This is a genomic window from Serratia sp. LS-1, from assembly GCF_003719595.1.
GTDB classification, from domain to species: Bacteria; Pseudomonadota; Gammaproteobacteria; order Enterobacterales; family Enterobacteriaceae; genus Serratia; species Serratia ureilytica.
The window spans coordinates 3573940-3588021 of sequence record NZ_CP033504.1; the positions used below are offsets into that span (position 1 = coordinate 3573940).

A 14082-nucleotide genomic window follows, 5' to 3' on the forward strand; every position below is an offset into this window, starting at 1 on the left:
TTACAGCCCCATCTTCACCAGCTTCGGCAGGTTTTGCTTATCCAGGCTTTCGGTGGCATTGCCGAGAATGGTGTGCTGCTGCGCATCCACCTGCACCTTGCCCATGCCTTCGATGGTCATGCCATCGGTGATTTTTTCGCCCTTGTGCATCATGTCGGCGATGCGCACGAACACTTCGCCCGCCACCATCGGGTTCCAGATATAACCGCCCTTGATGGCGCCGCGATTGACCAGCGAAGCGCCCTGCCCTGGGCTGAACGGCCCGATGACGCAGATATCGTTGCTTTTGCCGCGGTTGAGCACCGCGCGCCCGGCGCCGATCGGCCCCTGCGAACCGAACGCCAGCACGCCTTTCAGATCGGGATATTTGGCCATCAGATCGTTGGTGGTGCGCACGCTGTCATCCAGCGATTCCCCCACGCCGAACTTGTCGCCCACCAGCTGCATGTTCGGGTAGTGCTGCTTCTGGTAATTGATGGCCGAGTCCGACCAGGTGATGTGCAGCGGCACCGTCAGGCTGCCGACGTATACCGCGTACTTGCCCTGCTCTTTCATGCAGGCGGCCAGCGCTTTCATGTGGTTGACCCCGTGCTGCGAGGCGTCCACCAGCTCAAAATCCCAGTCGGCGTACTTCTGGCCGGGGGACTCGTGCACGATCACCTTGATGCCCGCCTCCTGCGCGCGCTTGAGCACCGGCTCCAGCACCCGGGCGTCGTTCGGCACCACGCCGATGATGTCCACCTTCTGCGCGATCAGATCCTCGATGGCGCGCACCTGCAGCGCAGGATCCGCCGCCGTCGGCCCGACCATCCAGGCGTCGATGCCGCGTTTGGCGCTCTCGCTTTTGATGCCGGCCTCCATGGCGTTGAACCAGGGAATGCCGCCGATCTTCACCACCACGCCCATTTTCAGCTTGTCCGCCGCCTGCGCGGAGACCGACAGCAGCAGCGAGGCAAACAGACCGACCAGTACGGATTTTTTCATTGTTCTCTCTCCACAAGTGTTGGCTGTAATAAAAGGTTTTCGTTGTTGTTATCGCGCCGCCCTTTTCGCGGCGGGTGAAACTTCAATCACATCGACGTTGTTCCAGGCCAATTCCTGACGAAACTCGTCATCGCCAAGCCTGTCGGTGATCAGCGTATCTATTTCCCGGTAATGGCAAATGCGGGCGAACGAGCGGCGGCCGAACTTGTTGCTGTCCACCAGCAGGAACTTGCGCTCCGAGGCCAGCAGCATCTGTTGCTTCAGCCGCGCATGGTGCTCATTGCTCTCGCGGATGCCGCCGTCCTGGCAAATGCCGTGGCAGGAGAAAAACAGCTTGTTGATCACGAACTCTTTCAGCATCTGCTCCGCCAGCACGCCGATAAAATCCTCGTACTTGGCGGAATACTCGCCCCCCAGCCCGATGGTGCGCACGTTGGCCTTGCAGGCCAGCGTCTGGATGATGTGCAGCGAGTTGGTCAGCACCACCAGCGAGATATCCGGCAGCTGGCGCGCCAAAAACCAGCTGGTGGAGCTGCTGTCCAGCAGCAAGCAATCCCCCGGCGCGATAAACTCCAGCGCGCGTTTGGCGATGCGCGTCTTCTGCTCCGGCGACTCATTGCTGCGCTGGCGGAAGGACTCCCCCTGATCTATCTCGGCGGGCACATAGGTTTTTTCCACCGCCGGCGGCTCGACGAAGACCGCGCCGCCGTGGCTGCGCAGCAGCAGGCCGCGCCGTTCCAGCAGGGCCAGATCACGCCGCGCCGTCTCGATAGAGATGTGGCACAGCTGCGCCACCTCCTGCACCATCACGCGGCCGCGCTGGCTCAAGACTTCGGTAATAAAGCGATGACGTTCTACAGGCAGCATGTTTCTTTACTCCTCCACGACGATGATTACGATATCGATTTGCCGCGCCGCGTTTTGCGCGCAGACGCAAAGCGCATCGCCCCGCGATCGGTCAACGATCGCGCTGTGATAGTTGTCAAAAAAATCGGGAAGGAAATGAAATGAATAATTACGAAAGTGTGGAGTAACAGACAGTTATGATGCGCGACCGCCTGAGACAGACAGGAGAGAAACGGTAAACGGTCACAATTCCACGTTCCGCGCCATGACCGTTAATGACCGTTTGTGTGGTTTTGACCGAGCGCCGCAAGGAGACAGCCGGCGTTGATAACGCATTACCTGAAAAAACAGCAAAAAAAATCCGGTGAGAATCTCACCGGATCGTTAGCCGCCTGACACAAATTATTCCTCGTGCTCATGCTCTTTCAACATCGCCTCACGCAACACGGCGTTCAGGCGTTTCTGATAGCCTTTGCCTGGTCGCTGAAGCCAAGCCAACACATCCGCATCGATTCGGATGGTTTTTGATACTTTCATCGGCTTATAAAAACGCCCCTGAACCGCAGTCTGCCACGTTTCTTCCCCCAGCGCCGGCGCATCAGCATAATCGATTCCCTCGTCCGGCAACGCACTCAGTGAAGCAATTTGCGCTTTCTGCTCCTCCGTCAACGGCGGGAGTACGCTATGGGCCAGATTTTTGGCGGAATTTTTGCGCTTCATATCTTCCCCTCTCTTTGGCATCGGCCTTGCGTGCTGAAATGATACGCACGATCTCTACTGTATCGCCTTCGACATCCGTTTCGATCGTCGTATGTGCCACCAGCAACAGCAAACAGGATCCGACCATACCGATCGTTTGCCAACGTTCTTCTCCATCTTCGATCCTTTCCAGCACAGCCAAATGGTTGGGATCCAGAAAAACCCGTTGCGCTATCTCAAAACTGACACGGTGTTTGCGCTGGTTACTGTGATTTTTATCCTGATTCCATTCAAAATAAACATACATTTTTGTAACTACATTTTGGTTGTTATTTAATCAAAATACATCACCTCCGAAGGGATGTCAAAATTCTCCGGATGCGTTCAACGCCCGCCTGCGGCCTCGATAAAGGTGCCGGTCACATAAGAAGCGGCGTCAGACAGCAGCCAGGCGATCGCCTCCGCCACTTCCTGCGGCTGGCCGCCGCGCTGCATCGGTAAACTGTACTTCACGCGATCCACCCGGCCGGGTTCGCCGCCGCTGGCGTGCATCTCGGTATAGATGAATCCGGGCCGCACGCCGTTGACGCGGATGCCCTGCGCCGCCACCTCCAGCGATAGCCCGATGGTCAACGAATCGACGGCGCCTTTCGAGGCGGCGTAATCCACATATTCCCACGGCGCGCCTAAACGGGAAGCGGCGGAGGACACATTGACGATAGCGCCGCCCTGCCCGCCATGGCGCTGCGCCATGCGCTTCACCGCCTCGCGGCAACACAAGAAATACCCGGTGACGTTGGTGCCGAGCACCTTATTGATGCGCTCGGCGGTCAACTGTTCAATGTTCGCCTGCCGGAACAGAATGCCGGCGTTGTTGACCAGCGCGCTAAGCGTGCCCAGCCCGGCATCCAGCGCCCTGAACATCGCCATCACCTGCGCTTCATCGGCCACGTCGGCCTGCAGCGCCAGCGCCTTGCCGCCCTGCGCCTCAATCTCCGCCACCACCTGCCGCGCCGCACTTTCGTCGCGCAGGTAATTCACGCCCACCGCATAGCCCTGCCGGGCCAGCAGCAAAGCGGTCGCGCGGCCAATTCCCCGGCTTGCGCCGGTCACCAATGCCACTTTCATCATCGTATTTTTTCTCTGGTTGGCGATGTCGACAACGGCCTGCGCACAGGCCTTCCGTTTGCCCGTCAGAGTATAGAGCGGCGCCCTAAAAAACGCTTCAAAGCTGAGCCAGGCGGCGCAGCTGCTTTTTAATGCGCGACTTGGCGCAGCCGTAAGCGTCCGTCGCCGCCGCCTGATGCACCCGCTGCAAAGCGGAAGCATGATGGCCGCCGTGGCTATGGCTCTGCGCATCACCGCGAAAAGACAGCATCAACAGAACGAGCAGTATCGCCACGCCTGAATACATCAGCCGCCGCGAGGCGCCCGCGTTCGGGAAACCTTCAGTCTGCATGTTTCGCTCCCTCAGCCATGATTTCGAATGGCAGCAAAATAACTGAAATTCCCCCCCGTTCCCTTAACGCGAGATTAAAGCCAGATTAAGGTTTGCTTAAGAACGCGTAGGCAGAGCGGTTTTCCTCGTTGTCTTCCCGCCAGCGTTATAGTTAGATAATCGCGACTCAAGGCTCTCAGCGGAAATAACGTGAACATACTGTTGGTGGAAGACGACCTGCAATTAGGCAAGGCGCTGTGCCGAGCATTGGAGCTGGCCGGCTTTAATTTGTGCTGGGTGCGCCTGCTCACCGACGCGGAAAATAAACTTTCACCCGGCGGGTTCGATTTGATGCTGTTGGATCTCACGCTGCCGGACGGCGACGGTTTGCAGAAGCTGATCGCCTGGCGCGCCGCCGGACAGAATATCCCGATCATCATCCTGACCGCCCGCGATCGCATCGAGAGCCTGGTGAACAGCCTCGACTCCGGCGCGGACGACTTTCTGGCCAAACCTTTCGCGCTGCCCGAACTCATCTCGCGCGTCAAGGCAGTCAACCGGCGCATGGCGGGCTTCGCGTCTCAAACCTGGAGCCTCGGCGCGCTGTATCTCGATCCGGTCAACCATCAGGTCATGCTGGATAACGAACTGCTGATGCTGTCGAAAAAAGAGTATCACCTGCTGCACGAACTGATGCGCTGCGCCGGCACCGTGGTGCGCAAAGCGGTGTTGGAACAGCGGCTGTTCGGCCACGGCGATAGCGTGGAAAGCAACTCGCTGGAAGTACACATGCATAATTTACGCCGCAAGATTGGTAAAGAAAGAATCATTACCGTACGCGGCATTGGCTATTTGCTGAAGAAAGAGTAGCGGGATGATCGGTTTCAAATCCTTCTTTATGCGCACCATTATTTTCCAGGTCCTGGCCATTTTATTATTGTGGGGGATCCTCGTCGCCTGGGTGAAGTACTGGTATTACCCCGACATGGAGAAATATTTCGATAACCAGCAACGCATCGTCGCCGCAGGCATCGCCAATATTCTCGATGAAACCGGCACCGATAATATCGATTACCGCGGCATCATCAAAACCATCGAAAGCATGTACATTGATTCCATCAATAATGGCATGCAGGATCAATTCGACTATCATCCGCTGTTCGTGGTTTACGATCGGGATAACCGGGTGCTTTACTGCTCACAAACGCAGGAAGAACCGCTGCGCCTGCCGCCTTCGGTGCTGTCCGGCTCCGTCAATTACGCCGGCGCCAACTGGCACCTTGCCGGTAGCTGGAGCGAAAAGCGCCAGTACCGGGTGATCGTCGGCGAGTCTTTCAACGATCGCACCACGCTGTTCGGCAACCCGGCGGAAAGCACCGCCGTACCGCTGTTGGGCATTCTGGCGGCGATCATCATTACCTTGCTGTTTACCGCCTACTTCAGCCTGCGGCCATTGCGCCAGATCGCCCGCACCATTTCCGATCGCCAGCCTGGCAACCTGTCGCCGCTCAACGTCAGTGAGCAGTATCAGGAAATCCGGCCGGTGGTGATGGAGGTCAACAAACTGATGGCGCGCATCGACGCGGCCAATCAGCGCGAGAAACGCTTTATGGCCGACGCCGCGCACGAGCTGCGCACGCCGATCGCCGCCGTGCTGGCGCAGCTGCATCTGCTGACCCAGGTCAGCGAGCAACAGGAGCGCCGGGAAATCATCGGCGACATGCAGCAAGGGCTGGATCGCGCGGCGTCGCTGTCACGCCAGCTGATCAACCTGGCCAAACTGGAGGCGGAAGATTTTCCGCTGAAGATTGAGGCGGTGGATATCTATGCGGAGATCGGCAAATGCATCGCACAGCACGTCCCCTATGCGCTGGAGAAAGATGTCGAACTGTCGCTCGACGGCAGCGAGGATGTGGTGGTGAGTACCGACCGCCATGCGCTGATCGCCATCTTCACCAACCTGCTGGATAACGCGCTCAAGTACGCGCCGCCCGGCAGCCGCATCGAGGCCAATATCCGCTCGCTGGCGCCGCTCGGCTGCTATATTACGTTACGCGATAACGGCCCGGGGGTGAGCGAAGAACATCATTCCCGCCTGTTTGAACGCTTTTACCGCGTGCCCGGCACGCAGCAAACCGGCAGCGGGCTCGGATTGGCCATCGCCCGAAACCTGGCCGACAAAATCGGCGCGCAGCTGCGCGTTACCGAAGGCCTTGACGATCGCGGCATCGGCTTCATCATCGATTTGCCGGAAAGTTATCGGCCACAGACTGAGAGTGAACCACGACCATGATTGCCCCTGTTCTGCTGCAACGGCAGCAACTCGACCGGCTATGGGATATCGACCGCAGCGAAATTATCGACACTCTGTATCGCCTGCAGGACGGCAAGTTGCAATCCTATGCGGAGTACTACGACGTGCGCGGCTGGGATCCGCACGATCGGGAAACCTATACGCCAATCCACGCAGCGTGCTTCGATCGCGGCGGCGCGTTCTTCGCGCTGTTCGAAGGCGAGGAGATCGTGGCGGCGGCGGCGCTGGACACCGAGCCGCGCGGCCCACAGCGGGATCTGCGCCAGCTGCTGTTCTTTTACGTCAGCGCGCACAAACGCGGCCAGGGGTTAGGCAGGCAGCTGTTCCAGCTCTGCCTGCGTCAGGCGACGCAAGACGGCGCCGCCGGGCTGTATGTCTCCTCCATCCCCAATAAAAGCACCGTAGACTTCTATCTGGCGCAGGGCTGCCGGCTCATCGAACAGCCGGATACCGAATTGTTCGCCCGTGAGCCGGAAGACATTCACCTGGTCTGCCCTTGCCGCTAGCGGCCGGGGTTAACGGGCGATGCGCATCACCGAACGCACGTCGCTTTTCTTGTTCAGATCCCACACCTCGGCGATCTCCGCCAACGCGTGCTCCTGCGTCTCGATAGTGAGCGCTCCGGTCGCCGCCAGCGCCAAAATCTCGGTCGCGTAGCGCTGCATCTCCGGGATCGGCGGGAAGTTGCCGGTGCCGCTGCCGAGGATCTGCAGCTGGTTGCTGCGCAACACCGCAGCCGGCAGCCGGATGTCCGGCGCGGCCATCGAACCGACATTGACCAAGCGAATGCCGCGTCCGCCGGCGTAAGACGAGAGATCGTGATTATTGAGCGTCGCCAGCAGCGCTTCCGTCGCCGGGCCCCAGATGTAATCGACGATTACCTGATAACCGCCCGGCCCCGCCGCCGCCGCGAAGGCCTGCGTCAGCGCCTCGCCCTGCAGGCTCAGATCCACCGTGGCGTCAACACCCAATGCCTCCAACACACTCAGTCGACGGCCGGCGGCAACAATGCGTCCGGCCCCCGCCTGACGCGCCGCCGCGACCGCCAGCTTGCCCGAGGTGCCGGTGGCGCCGATGATCAGCACCGTTTCACCGGGCTGCAGATCCGCCCGCCAGCGCAGCGGCAGCCAGGCGGCGAAGGCCGGATTGATCAGCGCGGCCGCCGTGGCGTCGTCCACCGTCGCCGGCACCGGCACCGTCCAGGACGCGACGCTGCGCTCTGCCATCGCGCCGTAAGGGCGACGGAAAGAGGCGAAGTACACCCGTTGCCCGTCCGCCGTACGGCCCACGCCGTCGGTGCCGGGCACGATCGGCAATTGCTTGGGGCTGGAATAGTGGGTGCCGGCGACGGTGGCGCGATCCAGCTGTTTGATGCCGGCCGCCAGAACGTCGATCGGCACTTCATTCGCCTGCGCCTGAGGCTCCTCAAAGGTGCCGAAAACCGGGGGTTGCCCCAGCGCTGTTACGATTGCCGCTTGCATGGTGACTCCTCAAATCGTGGGAACGTACAGGAAAGAATAGGCCGCTATAAAATAAAAAGGGACACCGCATGATGCGGTGTCCCCCGAACACAAACTTTGCCGAACGTGTTATTCGTAATCGCTCATCGGCACGCAAGAGCAGAACAGGTTACGGTCGCCGTACACGTCGTCCAGACGCTTAACGCTCGGCCAGTACTTGTTCTCGCGTACGCCGGCCACCGGGAACACCGCCAGTTCGCGGCTGTACGGATGCTGCCAGTCGTTGACCAGCTCCGCCTGCACGTGCGGCGCATTCACCAGCGGGTTGTCTTCCAGCGGCCATTCGCCCTTGGCGACGCGGTCGATTTCGCTGCGGATCGCCAGCATCGCATCGATAAAGCGATCCAGCTCCACCTTGCTTTCCGATTCGGTCGGCTCGACCATCAGCGTGCCCGCCACCGGGAACGACATGGTCGGGGCATGGAAACCGAAGTCGATCAGGCGCTTGGCGATGTCCATTTCGCTGATGCCGGTCTCTTCCTTCAGCGGACGAATATCGAGGATACATTCGTGCGCCACGCGGTGATCGCGGCCGGTATACAGAATCGGGTACGCGTCTTTCAAACGGGTGGCGATGTAGTTGGCGTTCAGGATCGCCATCTGGCTGGCCTGCTTCAGGCCCTCCGCGCCCATCATGCGGATGTACATCCAGCTGATAGGCAAGATGGAGGCGCTGCCGAACGGCGCCGCGGAGACCGCGCCCTGCTGGGTGGTCACGCCGTCGATCTGCACCACGCTGTGGCCCGGCACGAACGGCGCCAGGTGTGCTTTCACGCCGATCGGACCCATGCCCGGGCCGCCGCCGCCGTGCGGGATACAGAAGGTCTTATGCAGGTTGAGGTGCGAAACATCCGCGCCGATGTAGCCCGGCGTGGTGATGCCCACCTGGGCGTTCATGTTGGCGCCGTCCAGATACACCTGACCGCCGAACTGATGCACGATCTGGCACACTTCACGGATGGTTTCTTCATACACGCCGTGGGTCGACGGGTAGGTCACCATGATGCAAGAGAGTTCTTCGCCTGCCTGCTCCGCCTTGACGCGCAGATCGTGCAGATCGATGTTGCCGTTCTTGTCGCAGGCCACCACCACCACGCTCATGCCCGCCATCTGGGCGGAGGCCGGGTTGGTGCCGTGTGCCGAGCTCGGGATCAGACAGACGTGGCGGCCCGCTTCGTTGCGGCTTTCGTGGTAGCGGCGGATCGCCAGCAGGCCGGCGTATTCGCCCTGCGCGCCGGAGTTCGGCTGCATGCACACCGCGTCATAGCCGGTCAGCTGCACCAGCCACTGGGACAGTTGGCCGATCATCTGCTGGTAACCGGCCGCCTGCTCTGGCGGGCAGAACGGATGCAACTCTGAGAATTCAGGCCAGGTGATCGGGATCATTTCCGCCGCGGCGTTCAATTTCATGGTGCAGGAACCCAGCGGGATCATCGCCTGGTTCAGCGCCAGATCCTTGCGCTCCAAGCGATGCATGTAACGCATCATCTCGGTTTCGCTGTGATAGCGGTTGAATACCGGGTGGGTCAGGATCGGATCCTGGCGCAGCATGGCGGCCGGGATCGATTGGCTGTTTTTGCTCACCGCCGCGTCCAACGCGTCGATGTCCAGACCGTGATTGTCGCCGGCCAACAGTGCGAACAGCGTTTGCACGTCTTCACGCGAGGTGGCTTCATCCAGCGTGATGCCGACGGCGCCGTGAATGTCGGTACGCAGGTTGATGCCGAAGCTCAGCGCGCGCTCCAGCACGGCGGCCTTGTCCTTCACTTCGACGGTCAGGGTGTCGAACCAGGTGTGGTGACGCAGCGTCAGGCCGGCCTTCTGCAGCCCGGCGGCCAGAATGTCGGTCAGGCGATGGATGCGCCCGGCGATGCGCTGCAGGCCTTGCGGGCCGTGATACACCGCGTACAGGCTAGCGATGTTGGCCAGCAGCACCTGCGAGGTACAGATATTCGAGTTGGCTTTCTCGCGGCGGATATGTTGCTCGCGAGTCTGCATCGCCATGCGCAGCGCGGTGTTGCCGGCGGCATCGCGGGAAACGCCGATAATGCGGCCCGGCATCGAACGCTTGAACTCGTCGCGGCAGGCGAAGAAGGCGGCGTGCGGGCCGCCATAGCCCATCGGCACGCCAAAGCGCTGCGCGGAGCCGAACACCACGTCGGCGCCCTGCTTGCCCGGCGCGGTCAGCAGCACCAGGGCCATGATGTCGGCAGCCACGCTGGTGATGATTTTGCGCGATTTCAGTTCGGCCAGCAGCGCGCTGTAGTCGTGCAGTTCACCGGTGGTGCCCACCTGCTGCAGCAGCACGCCGAACACGCCGTCCAGCTCCAGCACTTTTTCCGCTTTATCGACGATGACGTCGAAGCCGAAGGTTTCGGCGCGGGTGCGCACCACGTCCAGCGTTTGCGGATGCACGTCGTCAGCCACGAAGAAACGGTTGGCGTCTTTCAGCTTGCTGGCGCGTTTGGCCAACGCCATCGCCTCGGCGGCGGCGGTCGCTTCATCCAGCAGCGAAGCGGAGGCCAGATCCAGACCGGTCAGATCGAGGGTCACGGTCTGGAAGTTCAGCAGCGCTTCCAGACGGCCCTGCGACACTTCCGGCTGATAGGGGGTGTAAGCGGTGTACCAGCCCGGGTTTTCCAGCATGTTGCGCAGGATCACCGGCGGCGTCAGCACGGCGCTGTAGCCCATGCCGATATAGGATTTGTAGCGCTGATTCTGCGAGGCGATCGCCTTCAGCTCAGCCAACGCCTGATGTTCGGTCGCCGCGTCGCCGACAGGCGGCGGCCCCGGCAGCTGAATGTCCGCCGGCACAATCTGTTGGATCAGCGCGCTGAGCGAGCGAGCGCCCACCGCTGCCAGCAACTCCTGGCGTTGTTCCGCAGAAGAGCCGATGTGGCGTTCAATGAACGCTTCGCTGTGTTCGAGTTGGCTGAGTGTCTGAGTCATTGCTACAAATTCCTGAATGCTTGCGTGATACGGGATATAGCTTGAACGGTAACTAAAACGCCCCGGCCGAAAGGCCTGGGGCGTGGTCACGATTACTCGTCGATCGAGGCCTGATAAGCTGCGGCGTCCAGCAGGTTCGCCAGCTCGCCTTCGTCGGAGGCTTTAATCTGGAACAGGAAGCCGTCACCGTAAGGTTCGCTGTTCACCAGTTCCGGAGAGCTTTCCAGCTCGCCGTTCACCGCCACGATTTCGCCGCTGATTGGCGCGTAAATGTCCGATGCCGCCTTGACGGATTCCGCCACGGCGCAATCTTCACCGGCGGCGACGCTGCGGCCCACTTCCGGCAGATCGACAAACACCATATCACCCAGCAGTTCCTGCGCATGTTCGGTGATGCCTACGGTGTAAACGCCGTTACCTTCTGCACGAACCCACTCGTGGGAGGATGCGTATTTCAATTCTGTTGGCACATTGCTCATCGCCGGTTACTCCTTCGAAGAAATAAAAGAATCAATCAATAAAAAATCAATTTGTCAGCGGCTTGCCGGCGCGAACGAAACCGGGCTTGGTCACTTTGACCGGCATTTCACGGTTGCGGATCTGCACGATAGCCTGCTCGCCGATGCCTGCCGGCACGCGCGCCAGCGCGATGCTGAAGCCCAGCGTCGGAGAGAACGAGCCGCTGGTGATCACGCCTTCGTGGGTTTGCCCCGCCGCGTCAGTGAAACGCACCGGCAGCTCATTACGTAATACGCCTTTTTCCGTCATGATCAAGCCGACCAGTTGCTCGGTGCCCTGCTCGCGCTGTTGTTCCAGCGCTTCGCGGCCGATGAAACGGCGATCTTCCGGCTGCCAGGCGATGGTCCAGCCCATGTTGGCGGCCAGCGGCGAAACGCCTTCATCCATCTCTTGCCCGTAGAGGTTCATGCCCGCTTCCAGGCGCAGGGTGTCGCGCGCGCCCAGACCGGCCGGCTTGACGCCCGCAGCCAGCAATTTTTGCCAGAAATCCGCCGCCTGCTCTTTCGGCAGCGCGATCTCATAGCCGGCCTCGCCGGTGTAACCGGTGGTGGCGATGAACAGCTCGCCGGCCTGCACGCCGAAGAATGGCTTCATGCCTTCGACCGCGCTTTTTTGCTCCGGGGTGAACAGGGTGCCGGCGCGCTCTTTGGCCTGCGGGCCCTGCACCGCGATCAGCGCCAGATCGTCGCGCACCGTCAGCGCGACGCCATACGGCGCGGCGTGCTCTTCGATCCAGGCCAGGTCTTTGTCGCGGGTGGCGGAGTTCACCACCAGGCGGAAATAGTCTTCAGTGAGGAAATAAACGATCAGGTCGTCGATCACGCCGCCGGAGGCATTCAGCATGCCGGTGTACAGCGCTTTGCCGGGTTGGGTCAGTTTGGCGACATCGTTCGCCAGCAGGTAGCGCAGGAACTCGCGGGTGCGGGCGCCGTGCAGATCCACAATGGTCATGTGAGACACGTCGAACATGCCGGCATCCTGACGCACCGCGTGGTGCTCATCGAGCTGCGAGCCGTAGTGCAGCGGCATCATCCAGCCGTGAAAGTCTACCATGCGCGCACCGCACGCCACATGCTGGTCGTACAGTGGGGTTTGCTTTGCCATCTTTTCCCTCTTTCCACTCGTCGCTAGAAGTTAGGGTGCTGCCACGCAATGCGGCGGAGCCTGGCTCGCGGCCCGATCGCCATGGCGCACTGACTGCTCAACACAAATGCTGCGCCGGGACGGGCGGAAACTGCGTGCAACCGCCGTGACGCAAACGATACCTTTCCCTCGAACTTATCACCGAACGACCACATTAACCATAAGTTAAAATAGGCTCATCGCCGTTCCGGGGCGGTAAAACGCCGGGCTAGTGTGCAGAGTTTTTCACTGGAAAAATGCGCCTTAAGGCACAAAATTAACAATTAAAGCGGCAAAACACCGAACTTATATAACAAACCTATGGCCTCACATGGGATCCGGACTTTTGATAACCGAACATGGAATTAGAAAAAGTAATGATAAAAAGCGGCTGAAATTAGATTATTTCAAATGAAGGGTTATATAAGGAAAAGCGATGGAATAAGGCGGGAAGCGCGAGCCCTGTGCGGGCCCGCAGAAGGAAGGGATCAGGCAAGCCACTCGGGCAGATCGTTCAGGCCCATCGCCTGACGCACCAGCTTCGGTTTGACGCCCGGCAGGCTGTCTGCCAGCCGCAGGCCCACGTCGCGCAGCAGCTTTTTGGCCGGGTGATTGCCGTCGAACAGTTCGCGGAAACCCTGCATGCTGGCCAGCATTACCGCCGCGCCATGTTTGCGGCGGCGCTCATAACGGCGCAAATAGAGGTGCTGGCCGATATCCTTGCCCTGCCGCTGCAGGCGGCGCAGTTCGGAAATCAGCTCGGCGGCGTCCATGAAGCCCAGGTTAACGCCCTGGCCGGCCAACGGATGCACGGTATGCGCCGCATCGCCCACCAGCGCCAGGCGGTGCGCTGCGAAGCTGCGCGCATAGCGGCCGGTCAACGGGAACGCCAGCCGTTCGCTTTCCAGGCTGCAAGCCCCCAGGCGCATGTCGAAGGTCATCGCCAGTTCGCGGTTGAACTGCGCCGGTTCCAGCCGTTTGAGCCTTTCGGCTTCTTCCGGCGTCACCGACCAGACGATAGAGCTCAAATACGGATTGCTGAACGGCAGGAACGCCAGAATGCCGTCGCCGTGGAAAATTTGCCGCGCCGTCGCCTGATGCGGTTCTTCGGTGCGAACTGTGGCCACCAGCGCGTGGTGGCGGTAATCCCAGAAGGTGAGCGGGATATCGGCATGCTGGCGCAGCCACGACTGGGCGCCGTCGGCGCCAATCACCAACCGGGCGGTCAGCATGCGGCCGTCCTCCAGCGTGACGAAGGCGTCGTTCTCGCCCCACGCCACCTGCTTGAGCGCGGCCGGGGTAATCAGCGTAATGTCCGACAGGCTTTCGGCGCGCTTCCACAGCGCCTGCTGGATCACCGTGTTTTCGATGATGTGGCCGAGATGGCTGAAGCCGCACTCGTCGCCGCGGAAGGCGATTTTGCCGAAGCTGTCGCGATCCCACACTTCCATCGCGTTATAGGCGCTGGCGCGCAGCTGGAGAATGTCGTCCCACACGCCGATGTGCTGCAGCAACCGCTCGCTGGCGGCATTGATGGCGGAGACGCGCAGGGCCGGCTGTTCCGACGGCGGCGCCATCTCCGGCTGGCGCTGCTCCAGCACCGCCACGCGCAGCCCGCTGCCCTGCAGGCCGCAGGCCAACGCCAGCCCCACCATACCGCCACCGGCGATAATCACGTCAAATGATTGCAT

At 60.7% G+C, this 14082-nt stretch carries 14 protein-coding genes; 3 read left to right on the top strand and 11 right to left on the bottom strand.

Annotation, left to right across the window (positions count from 1 at the left end; all coding sequences use genetic code 11):
* The 6 genes from EDY99_RS17085 to EDY99_RS17110 form a co-directional block, all read right to left on the bottom strand.
* Positions 1–984, bottom strand: coding sequence for a substrate-binding domain-containing protein (locus EDY99_RS17085; protein WP_025304134.1), 984 nt, complete (start codon positions 982–984; stop codon positions 1–3).
* A gap of 48 nt (positions 985–1032) precedes the next feature.
* A complete protein-coding gene (locus tag EDY99_RS17090; protein ID WP_033644759.1) occupies positions 1033–1851 on the bottom strand; it encodes a DeoR/GlpR family DNA-binding transcription regulator in 819 nt (272 codons plus the stop codon).
* Positions 1852–2232: 381 nt separating this feature from the next.
* Positions 2233–2550: a BrnA antitoxin family protein gene (locus tag EDY99_RS17095; RefSeq protein ID WP_016929995.1), complete on the bottom strand. Its 318-nt coding sequence runs from the start codon at positions 2548–2550 to the stop codon at positions 2233–2235.
* A complete protein-coding gene (locus EDY99_RS17100) occupies positions 2513–2836 on the bottom strand; it encodes a BrnT family toxin (RefSeq protein WP_071845113.1) in 324 nt (107 codons plus the stop codon). The genes EDY99_RS17095 and EDY99_RS17100 overlap by 38 nt, the downstream gene beginning before the upstream one ends.
* 77 nt (positions 2837–2913) lie before the next feature.
* Positions 2914–3657 carry an SDR family oxidoreductase gene (locus EDY99_RS17105; protein ID WP_164489292.1) on the bottom strand — a complete coding sequence of 248 codons (744 nt, stop codon included), beginning with the start codon at positions 3655–3657 and terminating at the stop codon, positions 2914–2916.
* A 97-nt stretch (positions 3658–3754) separates the two neighbouring features.
* Positions 3755–3988 (bottom strand): hypothetical protein, encoded by a 234-nt coding sequence (locus EDY99_RS17110; RefSeq protein ID WP_033644758.1) that lies wholly within the window; start codon positions 3986–3988, stop codon positions 3755–3757.
* A gap of 189 nt (positions 3989–4177) precedes the next feature.
* Here EDY99_RS17110 and EDY99_RS17115 point away from each other — a divergent pair, with 189 nt between their 5' ends.
* Genes EDY99_RS17115 through EDY99_RS17125 form a run of 3 tightly spaced genes read left to right on the top strand, consistent with a single transcriptional unit; the run spans position 4178 to position 6787 of the window.
* The gene (locus tag EDY99_RS17115; RefSeq protein WP_033652176.1) at positions 4178–4837 is read left to right on the top strand and encodes a response regulator; all 660 of its coding nucleotides are present in this window, start codon (positions 4178–4180) and stop codon (positions 4835–4837) included.
* Positions 4838–4841: 4 nt separating this feature from the next.
* On the top strand, positions 4842–6260 hold the full coding sequence (locus EDY99_RS17120; RefSeq protein WP_046687758.1) for an ATP-binding protein: 1419 nt from the start codon (positions 4842–4844) through the stop codon (positions 6258–6260).
* Entirely contained in the window at positions 6260–6787 is a 528-nt protein-coding gene (locus tag EDY99_RS17125) for a GNAT family N-acetyltransferase (RefSeq protein WP_236588849.1), read from the top strand. Before EDY99_RS17120 ends, EDY99_RS17125 begins: the two co-directional genes overlap by 1 nt.
* Positions 6788–6796: 9 nt before the next feature.
* Here the strand turns inward: EDY99_RS17125 and EDY99_RS17130 are convergent, their stop codons facing one another.
* The 5 genes from EDY99_RS17130 to ubiI all read right to left on the bottom strand — a co-directional run bounded on the left by EDY99_RS17130 (position 6797) and on the right by ubiI (position 14082).
* Complete coding sequence (locus tag EDY99_RS17130) at positions 6797–7762, bottom strand: zinc-binding alcohol dehydrogenase family protein (protein ID WP_033652179.1); 966 nt, start codon at positions 7760–7762, stop codon at positions 6797–6799.
* A 108-nt stretch (positions 7763–7870) separates the two neighbouring features.
* The gene (gene gcvP, locus EDY99_RS17135; RefSeq protein ID WP_015378983.1) at positions 7871–10750 is read right to left on the bottom strand and encodes an aminomethyl-transferring glycine dehydrogenase; all 2880 of its coding nucleotides are present in this window, start codon (positions 10748–10750) and stop codon (positions 7871–7873) included.
* Between the two features lie 92 nt (positions 10751–10842).
* Positions 10843–11229 (bottom strand): glycine cleavage system protein GcvH, encoded by a 387-nt coding sequence (gene gcvH / locus EDY99_RS17140; RefSeq protein WP_025304150.1) that lies wholly within the window; start codon positions 11227–11229, stop codon positions 10843–10845.
* A gap of 46 nt (positions 11230–11275) precedes the next feature.
* Positions 11276–12373 carry a glycine cleavage system aminomethyltransferase GcvT gene (gene gcvT / locus EDY99_RS17145; protein ID WP_004931631.1) on the bottom strand — a complete coding sequence of 366 codons (1098 nt, stop codon included), beginning with the start codon at positions 12371–12373 and terminating at the stop codon, positions 11276–11278.
* Between the two features lie 506 nt (positions 12374–12879).
* Positions 12880–14082, bottom strand: a complete 1203-nt coding sequence (gene ubiI / locus EDY99_RS17150; protein ID WP_123061953.1) for an FAD-dependent 2-octaprenylphenol hydroxylase — start codon at positions 14080–14082, stop codon at positions 12880–12882.

Excerpts from the sequence above, each read along its gene's own strand:
- EDY99_RS17120 (WP_046687758.1), top strand. The coding sequence starts at position 4,842 with ATGATCGGTTTCAAATCCTTCTTTATGCGCACCATTATTTTCCAGGTC.
- gcvT (WP_004931631.1), bottom strand. The coding sequence starts at position 12,373 with ATGGCAAAGCAAACCCCACTGTACGACCAGCATGTGGCGTGCGGTGCG.
- gcvP (WP_015378983.1), bottom strand. The coding sequence starts at position 10,750 with ATGACTCAGACACTCAGCCAACTCGAACACAGCGAAGCGTTCATTGAA.
- EDY99_RS17100 (WP_071845113.1), bottom strand. The coding sequence starts at position 2,836 with ATGTATGTTTATTTTGAATGGAATCAGGATAAAAATCACAGTAACCAG.
- EDY99_RS17110 (WP_033644758.1), bottom strand. The coding sequence starts at position 3,988 with ATGCAGACTGAAGGTTTCCCGAACGCGGGCGCCTCGCGGCGGCTGATG.
- EDY99_RS17095 (WP_016929995.1), bottom strand. The coding sequence starts at position 2,550 with ATGAAGCGCAAAAATTCCGCCAAAAATCTGGCCCATAGCGTACTCCCG.
- EDY99_RS17090 (WP_033644759.1), bottom strand. The coding sequence starts at position 1,851 with ATGCTGCCTGTAGAACGTCATCGCTTTATTACCGAAGTCTTGAGCCAG.
- EDY99_RS17085 (WP_025304134.1), bottom strand. The coding sequence starts at position 984 with ATGAAAAAATCCGTACTGGTCGGTCTGTTTGCCTCGCTGCTGCTGTCG.
- ubiI (WP_123061953.1), bottom strand. The coding sequence starts at position 14,082 with ATGCAATCATTTGACGTGATTATCGCCGGTGGCGGTATGGTGGGGCTG.
- gcvH (WP_025304150.1), bottom strand. The coding sequence starts at position 11,229 with ATGAGCAATGTGCCAACAGAATTGAAATACGCATCCTCCCACGAGTGG.
- EDY99_RS17105 (WP_164489292.1), bottom strand. The coding sequence starts at position 3,657 with ATGAAAGTGGCATTGGTGACCGGCGCAAGCCGGGGAATTGGCCGCGCG.
- EDY99_RS17130 (WP_033652179.1), bottom strand. The coding sequence starts at position 7,762 with ATGCAAGCGGCAATCGTAACAGCGCTGGGGCAACCCCCGGTTTTCGGC.